21 protein-coding genes are annotated in these 19,174 nt (G+C 51.7%); 5 read left to right on the top strand and 16 right to left on the bottom strand.

Going from position 1 to position 19,174, the window contains the following annotated elements; translation table 11 throughout:
* Window positions 1–33 precede the first annotated feature (33 nt).
* Both ACN0XM_RS17200 and ACN0XM_RS17195 read right to left on the bottom strand, forming a co-directional pair.
* Entirely contained in the window at window positions 34–1,248 is a 1,215-nt protein-coding gene (locus tag ACN0XM_RS17200; RefSeq protein WP_417568165.1) for a serine hydrolase domain-containing protein, read from the bottom strand.
* Window positions 1,249–1,321: 73 nt separating this feature from the next.
* A complete protein-coding gene (locus tag ACN0XM_RS17195) occupies window positions 1,322–1,534 on the bottom strand; it encodes a GDCCVxC domain-containing (seleno)protein (protein WP_417568164.1) in 213 nt (70 codons plus the stop codon).
* Between the two features lie 188 nt (window positions 1,535–1,722).
* Between ACN0XM_RS17195 and ACN0XM_RS17190 the strand changes: the two genes are divergently transcribed.
* Window positions 1,723–2,655, top strand: a complete 933-nt coding sequence (locus ACN0XM_RS17190; RefSeq protein WP_417568163.1) for a formate/nitrite transporter family protein — start codon at window positions 1,723–1,725, stop codon at window positions 2,653–2,655.
* A 113-nt stretch (window positions 2,656–2,768) separates the two neighbouring features.
* On the top strand, window positions 2,769–3,080 hold the full coding sequence (locus tag ACN0XM_RS17185; RefSeq protein WP_417568162.1) for a hypothetical protein: 312 nt from the start codon (window positions 2,769–2,771) through the stop codon (window positions 3,078–3,080).
* A 424-nt stretch (window positions 3,081–3,504) separates the two neighbouring features.
* Here the strand turns inward: ACN0XM_RS17185 and ACN0XM_RS17180 are convergent, their stop codons facing one another.
* The 9 genes from ACN0XM_RS17180 to ACN0XM_RS17140 form a co-directional block, all read right to left on the bottom strand.
* Window positions 3,505–4,194 carry a hypothetical protein gene (locus tag ACN0XM_RS17180; protein ID WP_417568161.1) on the bottom strand — a complete coding sequence of 230 codons (690 nt, stop codon included), beginning with the start codon at window positions 4,192–4,194 and terminating at the stop codon, window positions 3,505–3,507.
* Window positions 4,195–4,259: 65 nt separating this feature from the next.
* Window positions 4,260–4,946, bottom strand: a complete 687-nt coding sequence (locus tag ACN0XM_RS17175) for an NAD(P)-dependent oxidoreductase (RefSeq protein ID WP_417568160.1) — start codon at window positions 4,944–4,946, stop codon at window positions 4,260–4,262.
* Window positions 4,943–5,266: a hypothetical protein gene (locus tag ACN0XM_RS17170; protein ID WP_417568159.1), complete on the bottom strand. Its 324-nt coding sequence runs from the start codon at window positions 5,264–5,266 to the stop codon at window positions 4,943–4,945. Before ACN0XM_RS17170 ends, ACN0XM_RS17175 begins: the two co-directional genes overlap by 4 nt.
* 44 nt (window positions 5,267–5,310) lie before the next feature.
* A complete protein-coding gene (locus ACN0XM_RS17165) occupies window positions 5,311–5,634 on the bottom strand; it encodes a methyltransferase family protein (protein ID WP_417568294.1) in 324 nt (107 codons plus the stop codon).
* 91 nt (window positions 5,635–5,725) lie between these two features.
* Window positions 5,726–6,124 (bottom strand): VOC family protein, encoded by a 399-nt coding sequence (locus ACN0XM_RS17160; RefSeq protein WP_417568158.1) that lies wholly within the window; start codon window positions 6,122–6,124, stop codon window positions 5,726–5,728.
* Window positions 6,125–6,252: 128 nt separating this feature from the next.
* Window positions 6,253–7,383 (bottom strand): alcohol dehydrogenase family protein, encoded by a 1,131-nt coding sequence (locus ACN0XM_RS17155; protein WP_417568157.1) that lies wholly within the window; start codon window positions 7,381–7,383, stop codon window positions 6,253–6,255.
* A 196-nt stretch (window positions 7,384–7,579) separates the two neighbouring features.
* The gene (locus ACN0XM_RS17150; RefSeq protein ID WP_417568293.1) at window positions 7,580–7,867 is read right to left on the bottom strand and encodes a M23 family metallopeptidase; all 288 of its coding nucleotides are present in this window, start codon (window positions 7,865–7,867) and stop codon (window positions 7,580–7,582) included.
* A gap of 490 nt (window positions 7,868–8,357) precedes the next feature.
* Window positions 8,358–8,795 (bottom strand): hypothetical protein, encoded by a 438-nt coding sequence (locus tag ACN0XM_RS17145; RefSeq protein ID WP_417568156.1) that lies wholly within the window; start codon window positions 8,793–8,795, stop codon window positions 8,358–8,360.
* Window positions 8,796–8,975: 180 nt separating this feature from the next.
* Entirely contained in the window at window positions 8,976–14,489 is a 5,514-nt protein-coding gene (locus tag ACN0XM_RS17140; protein WP_417568155.1) for a hypothetical protein, read from the bottom strand.
* Between the two features lie 333 nt (window positions 14,490–14,822).
* Here ACN0XM_RS17140 and ACN0XM_RS17135 point away from each other — a divergent pair, with 333 nt between their 5' ends.
* Complete coding sequence (locus ACN0XM_RS17135) at window positions 14,823–15,977, top strand: helix-turn-helix transcriptional regulator (protein WP_417568154.1); 1,155 nt, start codon at window positions 14,823–14,825, stop codon at window positions 15,975–15,977.
* A 66-nt stretch (window positions 15,978–16,043) separates the two neighbouring features.
* Here ACN0XM_RS17135 and ACN0XM_RS17130 read toward each other — a convergent pair whose 3' ends face one another.
* From ACN0XM_RS17130 to ACN0XM_RS17120, 3 genes are all read right to left on the bottom strand, one after another.
* On the bottom strand, window positions 16,044–16,463 hold the full coding sequence (locus ACN0XM_RS17130; protein WP_417568153.1) for a GFA family protein: 420 nt from the start codon (window positions 16,461–16,463) through the stop codon (window positions 16,044–16,046).
* Window positions 16,464–16,551: 88 nt separating this feature from the next.
* A complete protein-coding gene (locus ACN0XM_RS17125) occupies window positions 16,552–16,866 on the bottom strand; it encodes a HigA family addiction module antitoxin (RefSeq protein WP_417568152.1) in 315 nt (104 codons plus the stop codon).
* A gap of 10 nt (window positions 16,867–16,876) precedes the next feature.
* Complete coding sequence (locus ACN0XM_RS17120) at window positions 16,877–17,155, bottom strand: type II toxin-antitoxin system RelE/ParE family toxin (RefSeq protein WP_417568151.1); 279 nt, start codon at window positions 17,153–17,155, stop codon at window positions 16,877–16,879.
* Between the two features lie 204 nt (window positions 17,156–17,359).
* Between ACN0XM_RS17120 and ACN0XM_RS17115 the strand changes: the two genes are divergently transcribed.
* Together ACN0XM_RS17115 and ACN0XM_RS17110 are read left to right on the top strand one after the other, a co-directional pair.
* Window positions 17,360–17,605, top strand: coding sequence for a type II toxin-antitoxin system CcdA family antitoxin (locus ACN0XM_RS17115; RefSeq protein WP_036149681.1), 246 nt, complete (start codon window positions 17,360–17,362; stop codon window positions 17,603–17,605).
* On the top strand, window positions 17,605–17,922 hold the full coding sequence (locus tag ACN0XM_RS17110; RefSeq protein ID WP_203301045.1) for a CcdB family protein: 318 nt from the start codon (window positions 17,605–17,607) through the stop codon (window positions 17,920–17,922). Before ACN0XM_RS17115 ends, ACN0XM_RS17110 begins: the two co-directional genes overlap by 1 nt.
* 22 nt (window positions 17,923–17,944) lie before the next feature.
* Here the strand turns inward: ACN0XM_RS17110 and ACN0XM_RS17105 are convergent, their stop codons facing one another.
* Window positions 17,945–18,802, bottom strand: a complete 858-nt coding sequence (locus tag ACN0XM_RS17105) for a hypothetical protein (RefSeq protein WP_417568150.1) — start codon at window positions 18,800–18,802, stop codon at window positions 17,945–17,947.
* Window positions 18,803–19,055: 253 nt separating this feature from the next.
* Window positions 19,056–19,174: transposase domain-containing protein (locus ACN0XM_RS17100; RefSeq protein ID WP_417568292.1), on the bottom strand; the 119-nt coding region annotated here is incomplete at its 5' end.

Raw genomic sequence — 19,174 nt, 5'->3', positions numbered from 1 at the left:
TTCCGGTTTTTCCGGGTTATCGGGGGCTGTGGATCACACCAATGCGCCATTAACGATTGCCCGCAACTCCTGACGAATCGGGTAAGTCGACGAGGGGATCAGTTGCGTCATGAAGATTACCACCAGTTCCTCGACGGGATCGATAAAAAAGTTGGTGCTCGCCAGGCCACCCCAGCCGTACTCGCCCACCGACCCGTTGATCTGGGATTTGGCGACGTCAGTTTTTACCGAAAAGCCCAGACCAAAACCACTCCCGGCATAAGGTGTCTCGCTGAATGCACCAACGGATAGGCCCGGCAGGTCCCGATTGTCAGGCAGGTGGTTGCGACGCATGAATTCCAGAGTTTTTCGACCAATAATCCGCCGTCCCCGAAACTCTCCACCCTGACAAAGTGCCTGGGCAAAGTGGAAATAGTCGTCAATGGTGGAAACCAGCCCACCGCCGCCAGACACAAACTTGGGTTTGTGCCGGAAATGGGACGTCTGTGGATCGTCCTGCAGCTGGAACCGATCACCGGGCTGGTACTGATAGCATGCGGCAAAGCGGTCAAGCTGATCGTCACGGACCTGGAAGCCGGTGTCAGACATGGCCAAAGGTTCAAAGATATGCTCTCGCAGGTACTCATCAAACGGCTTATCGGCCAGCAACTGCACCAGATACCCCAGCACATCGGTGCTGACAGAATAATTCCAGGCCGTACCCGGGGAGAACTCCAGCGGCAGTTCCGCCAGCTGATTGACCAGTGTTTCCAGCGTCATACTCCGGCTGCCATCCAGCTTCAGATCCCGGTAAGCGGCGTCAACGTTGGTGCGGTTCATAAACCCGTAGGTCAGGCCTGACATATGCGTGAGCAGGTCGCGAATGGTCATGGTGCTGGTTGCAGGGGTGGTCAGGAAATTGGGATAGATACCGCTTTTATAAATCCGCTGGTTTTTCCAGGCCGGAATATACTTGTGTACGGGATCATCCAGCAAAAACCGACCCTGCTCATAAAGCTGCATCATGGCGATAGACGTGATCGGCTTGGTCATGGAATAAATGCGGAACACAGTATCTCGGCGGACCGGCTTGTTGCGTTCCACATCCATTAGCCCTTGCGCTTTCACATAGGCAATTTCCCCTCGTCGGGCCACCAGTGTCAGCGCGCCAGGCAACCTTCCAGGCTGGATATAGCGACGCTCAAGATGGCCTTCAATATTAGCAAGGCGGTCCGGGGCAAGGCCGGCAACCTGTTTGAGTTCCGTCATGGAGGAGTCACCTTCTTATGTGATTTTGGCGTCATTACGGCGTGATTAAACAACGGAGCCTGGAGCCCGGTTTTCAGCTACAACACCCTGACCCTTGCTGAATGGGCGGACACGGCACTGTGCCGTATGAGCAAAAGACACAGCAGTCTCCCGGCTTCGGCTTAAGTAAAGTACGACAAGATTCACACTCGTAAAAGTACTGGCAGGAATCCGTAGGCATGATTTCTGTTTTCTGGTGGCCACAGTTTGGGCATGTGATTGTCGATTCCAGAACTAAGTCGACCATAACCGTACTCTCCTAAAAAGTTCGAATTTTCGCGCAAGCTACATTGAACGGACTGAAGCTTGCCCGTTCTCCCGCCTGCGTTGTGTCCGAATAGAGTATCTAAGCTATCATAGTTACCAAAGACAACTTTCTGGCGGACTCAATCTTGCAGCAACACAGGTGTTTCCGGATGACTAAAGGACGGTTGAATGAGTGACGGCGAAGCCAGTCAGGATGCCTCCTCCGAAAAGCAAGCCAAGGAGGCTGCGGACGAGCAAGAGTCTCGCGCCAAGGTCCGGGATCGTGAATCCCGCGAACAGACACCCACGCCTAGCGAAAAGTCACTGACTCCGAAAGAACGGGATACCGTAGCCGAACATGGCAACCTATCGTCACTGGCTGTCTACTCCATCATCCTGCGCGAGGGCGAAGAGGAGCTGGAACGCCCGAAAACCTCGCTTTGGTGGTCCGGTGTGGCAGCAGGGCTCGGGATTTCAACCTCGGTCCTCGTCGAGGGCATTATCCGCGCCAATCTGGGCTCAGATCACCCCTCCCTGACATTGATTGCAAGCCTGGGCTACTCGTTCGGGTTTGTCCTCGTGATCCTGTCTCGGCTCCAACTCTTCACCGAGAACACCATCACCGTCGTGCTGCCGGTTCTGGCCCAGCCGACGCGCAACCGGTTCTATTGCAGTGCCCGCCTTTGGGGCATTGTGCTCGCGGCCAATTTGTGTGGCACGTTTATCACCGCCGCCATCGCCGTCCACGGGGGTATTCTTCCCGCCGACACCCTCGCAGCGATCCTGGAGATGTCGCGCCACTTGTCAACGCTGACTCCGGCCGAGACTCTTTTGCGCGGTATTCCATCTGGCTTTTTCATAGCGGCTATTGTGTGGATGCTGCCTTCGGCGAAGAGATCCGAGGTGCTGGTTATCGTCATGTTTACCTGGCTGATCGCGGCGGGTGACTTTACCCATGTGATTGCCGGGGCAAACGAAATTTTCGCTCTGGTGCTCAATGGGGAAATGAATATCTTTACCGCCTTGATCTACCATATTTCCCCGGTACTCATCGGCAACATTCTCGGCGGTACAGGTTTGTTCGCGATGCTGGCCTATGGCCAGGTTCATGAAGAAATGTAATGCGGGGAGCTCACAGATACTCATTCTGCGTCTCCCTCCTGGTCTGTTTGCTGGCTTCACAATCGGTTGCCGCAGAGGATATTACCCGCCGCGCCACGCGATTGGAGCCTCTTGTGCTCAACGCAGCCGATGGCTTTTCCATCAAGCGATACGAGCTGCAGGCGGGGGTCTATTACCGCTGGCGTATCCAGAGCGACGACCTTGAAGAGTACAAATTATTGGCGCCGGATTTTTTCCGGGAGAGCTGGATTGATCAGGTGGTTGTCGAAGGTCTTGAAGTGAAGCCCATGGGGTTGCATGCGGTTGAGTTTGATCAATCCGGAGAAATGGATGTCTGGTTCGTCACGATCCGCCCCGGCACGTACCGGTATTACATTGAAGGCCTGGAGCGCGAGGGGTTCAGTGGAGAGTTTGTAGTCAAATGAATAAACGAAAACTGTGGTTGCTGGTCTCAGCTTTGGCGATTCCGGTTCCGGCGTTGGGCTAACCCGCCAGCCTTGTCTGCGAGGCCCTGGTTCAGAGATTGGAGCACTCCGCCGCTGCCCTTGAGGGGCGTCATTTGAATGGAGTCCTGTTTCAGGGGGCCGACGTCACGGTCATCGACACTGACAGTCTCAAGCCTCTGAAAACAGTGCCGGTAGGGCGCATTCCCTATGGGGTTCTGGTCGATGATCTGTAGACTGCTTCTGGCTATCGTGCTCCTGAACATTCCTTTCGCGTTTGCCAGTGAGCCGGCCCGTATTGTTTATATCGGAATTGCGCACGATGGTTTTTATGAACCGCAAACCGTCTACACCGGTTTGTGTTTGGCCGAAACAGTGAGGTTAAACGCCTGGCTCCAGAGCCACTTCAGCGCTCCACATGTAACGTGGGTATATTCTCGCCACCCCCATCCACATAATGAATCGCCTGAATCACCATTTGATTCCAGAAAACGGACCAGTACCCACTGAGCAACAGCGCAGGTGCAATAAAGACCGCGAGAAATGCGGTAATAAAGAAAGAATCTGGCCCTACACCCGACTCGAACCTCAAGACGCTACTCAGTGGAATGGCCACGAATACAACGAGAGACGCTCGCCGAACAAGTTTGAGCTTCACGGACCGGGCCAAAGACAGTTTCCTCCCGAACATCGCCCTCGCCACAGCACCCAGAACATAAAGCACCAGGGACACTCTCGCCACGACCGAGAGCGCTGCTTGCAAGCCATCCACGTCGTTGTCACCCCGCTGGGTTTGGTCGGTACCGAAAACCAACTGCCCACCTTCTTTCATGGGCGCAAAGACATCACCACCCCATTCCACCAACAGTTCCAGAATGACGATAACAGCGTTTTGTGAGAATAGAGCAACGACAAGCAGGCCCAGAGCCATCCACACAGCTGCGGTCATAGCCGTCATAAAATAGCCTGTGTAGCCAAAGAACTGCTTCAACACCGCCCGCATCGCAGCTGATTGGGGCACGCTGAACTTAAAATCAAAACGGACATTAGCCAAAAGTACCTCTCCCTGGCGCTTGATGTTCTTACTGCCCTTCATCGCAGCTCATTTCTTTATCCCTGGCACTAACCGTTGAGTTCTATGTTTTCAGCTTAACGCCCGGCTTACCCGCCGGTTTGGACCCGCAAAGCGGAAGGACTCTGACAGCTGACAATCGCAGGGACTTCGTGAATAAGTGAGTCGTTCGTCAAGGCATCGACCATAAACAGTGCAAAATCCACCCGACGCGTGCGGTTACTCTCCAGAACCGGGTCACCAACATGCCGGCTCCAGACGGGCAGCCCCTCGCTTTCCCCCTCCTCCAGATCACTGCCCCGGACAACCGTCCAGTTCGTGTTGCTGGAAAACACCCGACGACAGGCTTCCACCTGATCATCGATGTCGACAAAGCGCACAACCCGGGCTACCCAGCCTATGGCCTTCAGCAGCACAAGGAATTTCCTGGAGTAGATGTCCTTGCCATCTCTGGTGATATGCCAACCACAGGAAAAAATCAGCCTCGCGCCCGGCTCCGCAAAATCCAGGACCGCCTGGGCGGTGCCTGATGAGTAGTCATGAACTCCCCACGGCACCAGCACGGTCAGAACACCATCGCAGCCTGCCACCGCCCGCTTTATGACCTTGCGATCATTGGTCAGTCCCGGTTCGATACGAATCCGATCCTTGAAGGCATCCAGCTTCCTAACGCTCCGATCACGACATACCCCGACCACCTCGTAGCCACGGTCCAGGCAATGCTGAACCATGTACTGGCCGAGTTTGCCGGATGCTCCAACGATACAAACCTTCATTGCTGGCCATAGTCCTCGAAGGACTGCTCAACCCCCAGGTGGACCTTATAGTCGACATACCGGGAAATCCGGAGCTCTTCCCTCTCAAATCTTTCGCGCTCCTTAACCGCCTCCATCGAGGGCCAGCTTTCTACACCGATGTAATCCCATTCCTCATCGCGCCCGGTACAGTCGACCATGGAAATCGCCTTCATGCCCAGGGCATCAAGATTGGCGCGATCGCGAGTCATGAACTGTCTGCGATCTTCCTCCGACAGCTGAAAAAACTCCGGTTTCATCCTGGCAAAGAATAGCCTGATTATCGGATTGTTGTTTTTCATGGGAAGCCTGCCATGCAGTGTGTATTTCCTCCTGGAATATAATGTCAGTAAATCCCTGGAATCAACCGATAGCGCACACGTCGCGCATAGTCGCGGTAACCCGGCAACTCGTCCCTTAGAGTCTGGTCTTCCAGCACCGTTCTGATCACCGCAATGATCAGCGCCACCACCGCCGGAATCAGTGTCCACAGTGAGTTCAAGGCCAGCACGATGCCTACCAGTGCCACAATGTTTCCAGCATAGCCCGGATGTCGCACAATCCGGTAGGGGCCGCTGTCACACACCACATGCCCTCGATCCACCTGAATGCGCACAACGCTTGAGAAGTACTTTGTCCCAGGCTTTTGCGCTTTGGGCCTTCTCCGTATCGCGAGTGACAGTTACCCACCAAACTCTCCCGTTTTCTTCGATCAGATCAAGAGAGTCCGGCGGCGTTCGGCCGCGAACTGCTGCGATTGGTTATGCGGGTTCATCGGAAGGACCAACCCAAAAGAATGGATTGTGCGCGATTTCCCAAAGATAGCCGTCAGGGTCGGAAAAGTAACCTGCATAGCCACCCCACTCCGTCTTCCGGGCGGGCTTCGTGACAACAGCACCAGCCGAAGCAGCCTGAGACATGACTTGGTCAACTTCATCCTCGGAACTTACATTGTGCGCCAGACTGAACCCAGCGAAGCCTCCGGAAACTCCACCTACCTGCGCATCTTCCGCTAGAGCGTCACGACCGTACAAGCCCAGCCATGTGCCGTTCAAAGTAAAAAAGGCTACTTCCGGCGGAGAGTCCATTCGGGGAAAGCCAAGCCCCCCTTCATAGAACTCAATCGAACGCTGCAAATCACTCACACCCAAAGTGATCATGCTAATCCGTGGTTTCATCATTGCTCCCTGCATAACGCCAGCAATCACGCGCTTGTCGCATGGATTGCATTGTTAGGGTCCTTGGATTCGGGAAAACCTTTCCACTTATTGCCGGCAATGAGAAATTTTCATAGCGGCGGCACCAGTACAAAGTTTCCAAAATGTGTCTTCTTGAGAAATTCCTGTTGCGCAATCGCTATATCTTTCAGCTCGAACGCTTTTGCGACCAGAGGACGTATCTCACCCTTTTCAATGTAGTCGATGAGGTTTGGAAAGATTGGCTCATCCCAGGCCGTGCAACCAAACAGCGTCAAGTCCTTCAGATAAAAATCGCGCATATCGATGGTGGTAATCGGCCCGGCGATTGCGCCAGACGAAGCATATCGGCCACCACGAGCCATCAACTTCAAGAGCTCACCAACCTGCTCACCGGCAACATTGTCGATAACCACATCCACGGAAGAATCCTGAATCTCAGTTGACAAGTCCAGGCCCCGGGCAATCACCTGGTCCGCCCCAAGGCCCCTGACAGAATCCACCTTACTTTCGCCGGTTACGGCTATCACATAGGCACCCCGGCGCTTGGCCAATTGCACGACCGCTGATCCGACGCCGCCCGACGCCCCGGTAACCAGCACGCGGTCAGCGCTGTTAACGCCTGCTCGATGCAACATATTTTCCGCCGTTCCATACGCACAGGGGATAGTCGCAAGCTCAACGTCACTCCAGTCGCTTTGGACTTCAAATACCTCGCTGGCCGGCACGGTCACGTATTGAGCAAAGGCTCCGTCAAAATCCGATGCCATCCAGAGATTATCCAGAGAATCAAACCCGTTCAGGCGCATACAGGCCCTGACAAGAACCCGCTTCCCAATATCCGGCCCTTTCGTTCCTAGACCCCAGGCGACAACTTCGCCGCAACAGTCTGTGCCCTGAATGAATGGAAACGGTGTTGATTCGTTCCAGCCGCCATCCTCAATTATTGGCGTATCAGTCGTTTCAGACACCTGTTCGGTCCCACCTTGCACCGATGAAGAATACCAACCGAGCCTTGTATTGATTTCTGTGTTATTGACCCCGGCCGCTAAGACCCTCAGCAAAACTTCGCCCGGCCCCGGTACAGGAATGGGAACATCCCGGTAGTCGAGCTTCTCGTAACCGCCGTTGCCAGTAGTCACCACCGCTTTCATCACCGGTTGGTGGCCGCAAATGTTAAAGCGAGCGGGATCGAATGGTCGCAGGTAAGTCAGATCAGGCATGCGTCTTCCAAATAATGTGAAAATCTCAAGACAGAAACAGCGTATCGTTCGCGCAGTATGAGACTCTCAGCTACAGCTATGAGTTTGTTGTCACGACAAGCTGGACTCTAACGTTCGGCATAGCGGGTAGCAAAAAGTGGCGGGACAAATAAGCGACACTTTTTACTGCCCGCGTTGATGACATTGTCATGTATTTTCACTTCCTCGTTATCAGGCTATTGATCGACAACGACAGTCCGTTAAAACTAAGCCATACCGGTTTGCCGTCTTTCGTTGCCTCAATATGCAAGTGTGGCTCAAGTGTATTTCCCGAATTGCCGATTTCAGCCAAAGGCTGTCCAATAGTCGCGGCATCCCCCGGCACTACCTTAATACTGCCTCGCCTCAGGTGAGCCATTAATATATTCCCCATAAGACACTTCAACACTATGTAATTACCTTCCGGATGCTTTGTATCGGGGTTTCCGGGAGGATTGTCCGGCAAACTGTCGCGAACCTCTAAGATACTTCCCTGGCATGGGCTATAGAGTTTCTCGCCAAAGATTTGGTAGGCACTCAACCCACGCGGGGCCAAATCGTTTGTCTGTTTACCGAGCGAGTTCAGCTTAACGATGTCGATGGCCTGCTTGTTGTCGGCCAGCGCGTGAAAAGGGTTCGTAACGAAAGTATGAGAAAACAGCGGTTAAGGCGAATAGCCCTAAAAAAACATACCGCAAGTAATAACTCGTGTAGACCCAAGGACCCGTTATAAAAGCGAAGGCAATGATGCTGCCGCAAGCCAATACCCACGCTGCCCAATTCGGCCAACTGCGATACTGAAGACGAAGCAGCCATACTAGTGTGATCCCGGACAGAAGTACTGGGTAAATCCCGAATACAATGGGAAGACCTTCACTCATGGCACTGACTCAGAAATGCATAACGCCAAGGTAAGCCGCCGGTACGGAGCACAGCGTAGTACCGGTCGGCTTCACTTACTGGTTAAAATTCAACGTGTCCGGCTGGCAGTAAAGTGCGAGGACAGTTGCCGTCGCTACTACAGCGAATTTGGTTGGCAACGAGCACCAGCGTTTCTTACCCGAAGGAGCCCAAGAAGCCATGAACGCAATGCCGTAAAAAATGGCAGAAACAGCCGCACCGCCAACCTGACTACCAATCATCGAAATAAAAAATAACCCAGCGAAGAGGAAACTTATAGCCCTCCGCCAAGAGAAAGCCATAGTAAGACTACTCGCTTTCGCTTCAAAAATTTGGCTGCTGTAATGCTCAGTTTTCGATATAGCGAAAAACAAAAATTCAACGACAGCAATGCAGAAAGCAAACGCGGAAAAATACACTGCCCACTGGAATTCAAATTGCGCTGCCGCATAAACAAGCGCAAAGCCGAGCGTCACCCATGCTATGGAAAGCATCGAATGAGTCCTTGGGCGCATGGCGCCGATGTATTTGAGGACACACAGAGGTTTATCAAAAGAACAGGATAAATCCAAAAAAATACCGCTAAAATTTCTAGCGGTATTTTTCTTCTAGGACCGAACTCAACAACCCACTTCTAATGACTTTGATCAGTGAGTTCGGTCAAGCAAGAGCTCTTAATTAATGGTTCTCGATTGGCCCTGACAGAATGTTACGTCTGACGGTGCCCCGTCTACATCCGGTTTTGTCATAACGGTCGCCAACGCCCGAATGGTATTTTTGTAACTGGATGAACCAACGTCGTCAGTACTCTCAGCTGACTTATTGACTTCCCTGCTATCCACAAAATCATCGACTGAGAACTCAAGAACCATCAAATCAAAGTAGGCATCATCCGCTCCCGAAGTATCCCATTTCCAGACTCGTCCTCTTGCTCGAGCTTTAACAACGCTACTCACCCGAACATACCTGGTTTCTGTCGGGCCAACTTTGAAGGTATACCAAGGATAAGCTACAGCTCTTGATACAGACGTTAACCAGATATTTTCACTATGTGAGAGATATTTTTCACCATAGGTTGCTCCACTCCACTGGTCAATGTCCCATTCTAACTGTTGCAGTTGACCACGAGTGTCTGCTGTTGTTCCTAACTCCTGTTGAAAGATGTCTATTTTCAGGCACATATCACTTGGATCAGTGGGATCAAGGCCCAACACGACTTCGTATGCATCATTTATCGGATAGATTTCCTGCTGGTCTTCATCGGTATTGGACTTGTTGGGATCTGATCTGTAGGTATATTCTTCACCATCCAGTAGTCCATCAAGGTCAATATCCGCATCTCTTGGAGAAGAGTAGACCTTACTGCTGGCAGCACCCACCGAAACTATCCATGAACTGGTTAATTCATCGCCGTCGCTAATACCATCAGCATCGTAATCCTGAACAATAGCAGAGGTGATCACCGGTACTGAGTCAGACCCTTTAAATTGGGACTCGGTATTTCTTACCGCAAATGACTCCGATTGCGCATCAAAAGCAAAACCATTTTCCTCATAGAAATCGGTCAAACCATCGCCATCGGTATCTTTCAGTCGTGGATGGGAACCAATGGCCTTCTCTTCATAATCGCTCAGGCCATCCCCATCGGTGTCAAATAACAGTGGATTTGAATCCGGGTATAAATTCGCGCCACTCAGATCTTTGAAATCACAATCGGTATCACCGACAGAACAAGCCTTTGTTACTGCATAGGGATAATCGGCGGTCGTTAGGAAGTCAAAAATATTATAAACCTTGACTGGCCAGCCATTGATCTCCTCAAGAGCCAGGAGACCGTCATTATCATCATCGGTCAAGTTATCGAGATCAGGAAGGGTGGGATTGGCATTAAACACATGTTCTCCTCCATCAACCATACCGTCACCATCTGTGTCGGCATTCAAAGGATCCGTCGTACACCGGAGAACATGGTTTCCGAACGAGTCCAGCAGTGGAGCAGAGTCAGAATCTAATTCCCGATCACAACTAAAATAAACGGTCTGGTTATCGCTGCGGCGCTCCTTTGTACAACTGCTGTCGTTGTTCTGATCCTCAGTGCATAATTGAGCGAACTCCGCATAGACCAGATAGCCGTCGCGCTCTTTCTTGTCCGGAATTCCGTCACCATCAGTGTCCGGATTTTTGGGATCAGTAGCGCGAAGCGGGTCTCTGACCTGGCTGACGCTAGAGTCATATGGGTTGGGATACCCGTATTCCTGGTAATCTGACAAACCGTCCTGGTCAGAATCATCGCTGTTACAACTCGCGTAAGCGAGATAGCGATCGCTCCTTATATCTACCGTCCAGAATTCACTCTCGTCTGTTGAACCAAATAACTCGAGCCTGTCCGACAATCCGTCCTTATCGGTATCCAAATCGGAATCACTGCAACCGAACAGATATTCAACACGGGCTGGAATAAGGTCGGTATCTTCATCCGTTACATATGCGAGTGTAATGCTTTGGCCAGAGTACAGGGTCTGGTCCCTGGCTTTTAAATCCCCTTCACTCATGGATAATTGCGCATCCAGAATTAAACCACTGGGAGTAATGAGGCTCCATTGCTTGTAAAGCGCAGGATACGCTGTGGTTTGTCGAACGCGGGTAATGCGCTCGATACCAGTGACAGAGTCAACCTCTGTAGCGTAACTATTCAATGACTCATCCGAACCATAGGTATCGTTTGCTGCGTCATACCGTGTCAATCCGAGCACGTCCTGCATGACATCGTGGAAATTAACGCCCGTGTTATACCCCTGAAGATCAAAGGCGACCACGCTCTCAGTATCATCGCTGTCCAGGCCAAAAGCGGCCCTCAAAGCCTGGGCGTCTGAATCCGATAAGCTTTCGGTAAAGTCACTCACAGGGCGACCAAAATTAGTTGCCACCCGGTAACGCTCAGTTGCGAAGGCGCCGCTTTGACTTGAACTGCCGTAGTCAATGGTTAAAGCGGCGGTTTTGTCTACGACCTCCTGAGAAGAGAATGCAAAGTTTCGACCATCCTCATTCTCAACGTTATAGTTCGTTACCTTAAAAATGACGCCGCTCGGGTTACCCATCAATTTTTCGACCAACGAGGGGTAGACTTCTTTATTGGTAAATACAATAGGGCCTATCTGCCCCGTCAGAGGGCCGAGGTTAAATTCATTCACTAACGAACCATCCGGGTTGTCGGGTACCAGCGTCGCAAACGGTATATATGCCTCAGGGTCCCGTGGGTCAGGCATTAATGCGGTGACCTGAATATCTTTAATCGAGAACGCAATGTCGCCGAGCGAAGAGAGGTAAATAAGTGTGCTGACCTGCGCGCCGTCAACACGACGCGTTACCGTGGTGCCCTCGCTCACCTGCTCGCTAAACTCCCTGGATTTCTCATATTGCGCACGTGTTCCCTGGCGGGAAGAACTCGACCAACGACTGGACCAGCCATGTTCAAAGCCAGCTTCCGCCTCGACTGTGACTTTTGCCTCGGCACCGGTGAACCCGCCCCATTTAAACTGATTCTTCGCTGAAACCTTAACTGCTGTTTTGTTGGTTTCTGCGTTGCTTCTGGAGTAGGACCTGTTGCTGCTTTGGGACAAGCTGGATGAAAAAGACTGCGTTTCGCCTCTGGTGGTTACCGATTCGATCGTTTTATCAAAACGCACGTCGAGCTGGAGGTTTAAACTTTCCACCTCGATCAGGGGAATCGCTAAATCTGCCACCCTGGGATTCCGGTTTCCGAGGATAATTTCATCGCCATCGGCAATCTGATCGCCATCGGTGTCCTTCATGATGGGAGACGTTTTAAAAATAAGGACTTCTTCGTGGTCTTTTAATCCGTCGTTATCGCTGTCCTGGTCGGTTGGTGAGCTGAAGATGGCATTAAACTCATAAGCATCTGCCAGCGTGTCACCATCCGTATCCCGTGATCGAGGATCGATATTGAGGCCTCGCTCCATGGCGTCGGTCAAACCATCACCGTCAGTATCCACAGTTGTCGGATCGCTGGTCACTTCTCGCACAATGGTCTGGCCATCACCATTAACTATAAATACTGGCCACCCGCGCTGCTCCTCATTGTCCAGCAGGCCATCCCCATCGAAGTCGACAATGCTGCCGCCTCCGGGCGGTGTGCCTGCAAAATCTGCATTGTCCGCAGTAAAGAATCCGCCCAGCGTGTTCTCTACGTAAAACTGTTGGCCTTGCATATCCTGGACGTTAACGACCCTCAATTTGTAAGCAATTTCGCTCTGAGACAAAGTAGTCAGCTCTACTGTCTGGCGATCAGGGCCATAAAAACTGGTGCAGGTCGGACAGTCTGAAACTACCAAGCTGGTGCCGTTCTCCTGCATGATCGAGTAGTTATCCGGATTTATCGCCTCATCATTCATGGCCTTGCTAAATGCGACGATAACTTTGTTATTGCCTGTTGAAATAGCGCCCACCACCATAGGTTTTTCATCATTGGTGCCGTAACTGCCTATAAAGTTTTTCGTGCCATACGCGGATTTAATAGCCTCTTCGTTCTGCGATGCCATAATATTAGTGGCAGTAAGTCTGTAGCCGATCTCTCTTTGCAAGCCTGTAACCAAAACAACTGTCTTTCTATCGTCCTCCAGAACGGCCCCTTTAACGGCTAATACCTGGCCATCCAGCACGGAATTAATCTGATAATTGGCTGGGTTTTCGGCAGCGAGTGTGACCGCTTCGGTAAAGGTCAGCACGACTCTTGTTCCAGATGTTGCTACAACCGTCTTCACACCCAGCTCCGGCGTGCCCGTAACGACCACTGTTGAGCCGTCGTCAGGTAACTGACTCTCGATAACGTTGTTTACATTGATCTGGTAGGTCGTATCGGACTGTGGTGCGGTAGTCAGCAAAACCTGAGTAGGGTCGGCTCCCAGGCGGGCAAATATGACTTCGAGCTCGTTGCCTGCGTCATCAACGATGCTGTAGTTGTTTATATTTTCTGCACTGTCGGTGTCGACAGGATTACTGAAATTAATCTGAAAAATGGTGTTACTTACGGCTTCAGTACTGACAACCGTTGAATCCACAGAGGCCGTTAATCCGGGCTCTATTCTTTGTGGCTGTACATCGATCGTCCCATCTGCCAGATAAAGACTCACAGTCTCGGCGTCACACCCGCATGTAATAGCCGCTTCATTGACAAGAATCTGTTCAACGTCATTCAGTGAAATCGAGGTTCCGGGAACAAAGAGCGTGCCTGGATCAGTTGAAATGATGGTGGTAATGTTTGCAACGTCCCGCAATGAAGGAACGACATCGATATTGTTTCTGAGCCCATTTATAACACCATCTGTCAGGTCTTCAGAAAGCCCGCCCATAATATGGTCTGTACTCACCGAAGAGGCAGGATTAGTCGCTCTTATCGAATTTTGAAGTTCGACAACAATGGCCGTCATGGCCTCAACGGCAGTGCGCAATTCAGCGATGCGAGCCTGATCGTTCAGGCTTGTGTTGTTAGCAGACAGCACTGGCGGTGTCGAAAAAATGTCGATGGCCTGAGACATGCCAAAGCCGAGGTTTTTTACAACAAAGCCTGTCGCCTGGTTCAGGTTCTGACTGAAGAACTCAGTCGTAGTGGCCGGGTTGCTTTTTAAAATAGCAAGATCCACAGCAACCGTGGTTAGCGGGGTCGCGAAAACAGGTTTTCCGCCGAGAACAGATTGGAGCAGCTTCCCTGTCAGTGCCGTACGCAGGGTAGTAATAACAGGAGGCAGGCCTGTTGTTAAATCCGTTGTCAGGTCGTCGCTGGTCACCTCGATAATGAGCGGGCGATCTCCAGAGATATCTTTCGGCAGGACCAGGCCGATGATGGCTGCTGAGTCATTTGTTCGCCCCTGTGCGATGGCAGTACGACTCTTGAAGTCAGGCTGAGTTGGATCAAAGTTGTAAATCTTAACAATCGCATTGGCAAGAGGACCTTTAGTGCCTCCACCGTTGACTGAAACGCCAACACCATTATCACCGCCGCCACCACCACCACCACCACCGCAAGCGGCAAGAAGCGTGGTCATCATTACCACAGCCAGGGCAGCAATAAAGCGCTTTGCAAAGGTCATTGGATTCGTCAGAAGTGCGCGCAAGGGAAGGTCGCTACATGCCTTCTCGCTGGATCGGCCAGTCGTTTCAATGGGTTCCATAGTCTCTACCGGGGTCACGTCGTTTTTGTCCCGCGTGAGTCGGAGCTCATCTAGCCATCCAGGGCTGTCAGTTTTGCGGCTCCGATGTCGCGCCGTTTAGCTCGTTACACCGGGTGCCGACACAGTCCCGATACTTTGGACTTCAGTCGTTGAGGGGCAAATCGCGTTGACGCTCCGGTACATTAAGTGTACAAAAGTTAACAAAGTGATACAGTTCCCATATGGGGACCTCTGCAATTTTAGGGAATCGCTTGCCAGTATGGCCCGCGCTTTGGCGCAAATGATTGACGGTGGCAAGGTGAATCGCCAACGAAGCATAAGGTGTACTATGCTATGGACGACATCCTGTCAGCAGAAAAAGCGAGCCAGCTCCTCAAAGCCATTGACTGCCTTTATGATGCCGTCGGCGATCTGGCCAAATGGCCAGCCTTCCTCGCAGAAGCGGCCAGTCTTCTGGACTCCCAGGGCGCCCAGGTTGGGCACCACGACCTGAACACCCAACAGCTCTCCTTCAGCCCCATGCATGGCTATGAATGGGATGCAGGCCATTACGAAAGATATAACGCTCTGATGTCCGAAGACCCGCGGCTCCCTTACTTTGCCCTCAACCCCTTTCGAGCGGTTCACTGCCGTATGGGCGTTGATGAGAAGACCTTGCACGCGTCACGGATCTACCAGGAAGTATTGAAGCCAGGCGGCGTGGAATATTCTCTGGGAGTATGCCTGCAGGAGGAGTCGATGTTTCTCTCCTATTTTCTTGTCTTACGCACACCGGAGCAGGCCCCTTTCGGTAAACAGGAGTGCGCGCTTTTCGAGGAACTGGTCCCGCATATGCGCCGAGCCATGCTGTTGCAGCGGGAAATCGCAACGCTGGACATGGAAAAGCGCTTTTCCCTGGATGCGCTTGATTCAATGGCAGTGGGTATTTTTATAGTAGACGCCGATCTACGGATCCGGTTTGACAACCGAACCTCGCGGGCCTTCATGGACCGTGAGGATGGCATCCAGAACCAGGATGGTCATCTCAAGCTTACGGAAACACAAGATCAGGACCTCAAAACGCTGGTGAAACGGATGGCCCTCGGGTCCAGCGTTGATTTACCCCCTGTTGGTCAAGCAATGGGAATACTGCGTGAATCCGGAGCCCAACCCTATAGCGCATTCGTCTCCCCTTTCTGCAGGGAGCGAGTCCGGGCCGGCTGGTCAAAAGTCCAGGAACCGCTTGCTTTCGTGGTGATCCGGGACCCGGAACTTCCCAGGGAAACCCGCCAGGAGCTCCTCGGCAGAGAATACGGCTTGACGCCCAGCCAGGCCGGCTTTGCCATTCTGCTCTGCGATGGCCTGTCAATCTGTGGAGCTGCCAGTAAAGCTGGACTGACCGAAGCCAGCGCTCGTCAGTATCTGAAGCTGATCTTTCAGAAACTGGGGGTTTCGCGGCAAGGTGAAATGGTCAGTAAGATACTTAGTATGCCTCTAGGCGCTGCTTAACCAACATTTAAGGTACAACCGTCGATGGTTTAGCGCCGCCCCTACAGGGGCGTAGGCCGGAACGAACTACAACAACTTGTTAAGTGATTCCAGGCCGTCAGGCCCACCATCCAGCCGAACGCATCCAGCAGACTCTTGCTCCCACGGGGCAGCTGACTTTGTATGGAGATGAACAGAAACCCGCGATGCGACCAATTCATTGATCAAACCGGCAGGAATCCAGACCATTCGGTTGCCTCTCAGGCTGTTAGGAACCGGGCTCCCGCATATGGAACAAAAATCGCTTCGGAAACCGCTTGGCTTTTTATAGGACCTGATGTCACTTTCACCTGTCACCCAGCGAAAAGCGGTATCCTGTACAAAAGTAGCAGCATTAGCTGCCGCTCCAGTGGCTTTGCGGCACAACGAACAGTGACATTGATAGAGGTTTCGTATCTCCTCTTCAATTTCGAACTTCACGTTTCCGCAGAGACATTCACCTTTCATCGATTAATCCTTTTACACTTAACGCCCGGCTCACGCGCCGGTTTGGAGCCTCGAAGCGGCGGAAAAACGGTCACTGTGCAGCCGTTGATTATGCCCTGTGCCCGATTTCTGACACAGCACTCCACGGACGAATATTCTTTAGCTGATCCTCTAGGGCATCCTCCGCAATCTCAGTGTCGTGGGCAGCCTGAGCTCGCAACCAATAGCCATTGGACAAACCAAAAAAGCGACAAAGTCGCAGGTCCGTATCTGCGGTTATCGAACGCTTTCCAGCTATAATCTGGCCGATTCTCTGAGCAGGTACCCCAATTTCTTTAGCCAGGCGGTATTGGGAAATGCCCATGGGCTCAAGAAACTCTTCCTTCAGTAACTCGCCTGGCGTTACAGCTTCAATGTTACGCATGAATTACCTCCTAATGGTAATCAACAATTTCAACATCTTCCGCACCAGCCTTGGTCCAGCGGAAGCAAACCCGGAACTGCCTGTTGATTCGAATGCTGTGCTGACCTTGGCGATCACCAGACAACGCCTCCAACATATTGCCGGGCGGAACTTTGAGATCATCCAGCTGACCTGCAGCCTGGAGTTGCCGAATCTTCCTTAAGGCAACGCGCTCGAAATTGACAAAGCGCCTGACGCGGCGACCGCTTGCCAGCTTTTCGGTATCCTTACACTTAAACGATATGATCATGATTCAATAGTCACGCAGCGCAACAATAACGTCAAGCGTTACTATCGAGTGGCGATTATGGGAGGGGCATAACGCCTTGGCTTTGCGGCGTGACGGAGCGCAAGCGTAGGCACGTCCGACAACAGCCATTGGCCAAATGCTTGCATGCGCATGGCTATGCGCATAAGATCAAACTTTGTATTCTATATCTTCTGGGAGGCCCTCATGGCCGAACTCTATAACTCAGCCGCCCCCAAAAAAGCAGCGAACCTCTCAATCAATAGCGATCTTCTGCGTAAAACCCGGGAACTGAACATTAACTTGTCTGCCACCCTGGAACGAGCTCTGAAAGAAGAGCTTTCGAAACGCGAAGCCGCTCAATGGGTTGAAGATAATCGCGCTGCGATAAAAAGCTACAACGATTTCGTCGAACAACATGGATGCTTCGGCGACGAATTCAGGGAGTTCTGATGGCACAGTTCGATGTGTACCCCAACCCGAGCAAAATCAGCAAGGCTCACTATCCTTACCTTGTGGATATTCAAAGCAGCCTTCTGAGCGATTTGGCAACTCGCATTGTTATCCCTTTGGGCAAACGTTCTGCCTTCGGTGGCGAAGCCATGCAAGGGCTCACTCCCGAAATCAGCTTTGCCGATCAAGAGCTGTTGCTGTTAACTCCGCAAATTTCCTCCGTGCCTGAAAAACATCTCAAGAGCCCTATTGGCTCTCTCTCACATTTCAGAGACCAGATTGTTGGAGCTCTGGACCTGGCTATCACCGGCATTTAACGCGAAAACGAAGCGGCGCGTCTCACGCGTCCGGCTTCCGTGATTGGTTATAAGACATTGCTCTATAAATGTCGGACACAGGCTCCATTCGGATTACGGAATCTTCGACTTCTAAACTCAACCGAGCATCTTCACATAGCTTTTTAACTATATTTTTAAACCAAGGGTCTGCATGTGGCGAGACAACCACTTTTTGGATTATTTTTCCCAGGTTTACTTCGAGTAAAAGGCCCGATTTTTCGTTTTTAGGTGACGTCGATAGATCTAACCCAGAGTTCCAAGCCACGACTCTAGTCTCGCGTTCAAAAGCGTATGGCTTTGATTTTGAGATGAATGGATCTAGTGGGCTGCCTGAGAAACTATCGTTGATGTGACAAATATATTTCACTTGCTCAATTTCCAAACTATCACATGAACTATCCAGGGCCATGGCAGCTTTTAGCTGTTCATCAGTTGAAAATATACACACTGAGTTTTTATCACGACCGTAGAGCCGCCACATAGCCGCACACTCGTGCTCTGACTGGTGCCAACAGCTTACGTATATCCATTCTCTGCAGGCCGGAAACAACCGCTCTGCATCATCGCGAGGATAAGAACCAAACGGTGTTTGAAATTGCCTCTCCGTAACTTCGCTTTGAGCTGATTTTGAACTCTCAAGCCGAGAGGCTCGCTCATCAGCAGTTTCGGCTGCCCGAGGCCAAATATCGTTAATGGCCAAATCAATGTGTGCAGGGGCGTTCGATGTTTTAAAGAAGTCATCAACCGTCAACCCACCTTCTAATGCATCCTCAAAGGCCGACATTTTTGCGAGATAGAGAGACCTTGTCTGGACAAGGCTTACAAACTTCGGAAGGTCCATATACCTTTGAATAATCATAGATATCCTTCTTAGGCTTCCTTAGCGCCGTCCGCTTATAACGCTGAGCTTAGCGGCGCGCCGAAGCGTAGCGTAAGTGCGTCCGACAACAGCCATTGGTTAGGCTTTGATTCGATCTAGCAGAGAGATGGCATCTTCTTCCATTCTTTGCTCTTCCCGGAGCTCGTATTCTCCAATTGCCCGTAGCCTCCCGTTATACATCAAATCAAAAACGACGTTTTCAATTTGGCCAAACAAAGTAAGCGTCCGCCCATCACACCTTGTCAGGTATAGTCGGCTTCCAGTTGTGGGGCAATAGCTCGTCGATGACATTGTTCTTCTGCGTCGGCAGTCGGGTCAGCACATCCTTCAGGTAGGCATAGGGATCGTGCC

This window comes from Marinobacter sp. (assembly GCF_048269445.1).
Classification (GTDB): Bacteria; Pseudomonadota; Gammaproteobacteria; order Pseudomonadales; family Oleiphilaceae; genus Marinobacter.
The sequence above is the reverse complement of the archived record's forward strand: the minus strand, read 5'-3'. Positions and strand labels throughout refer to the sequence as shown.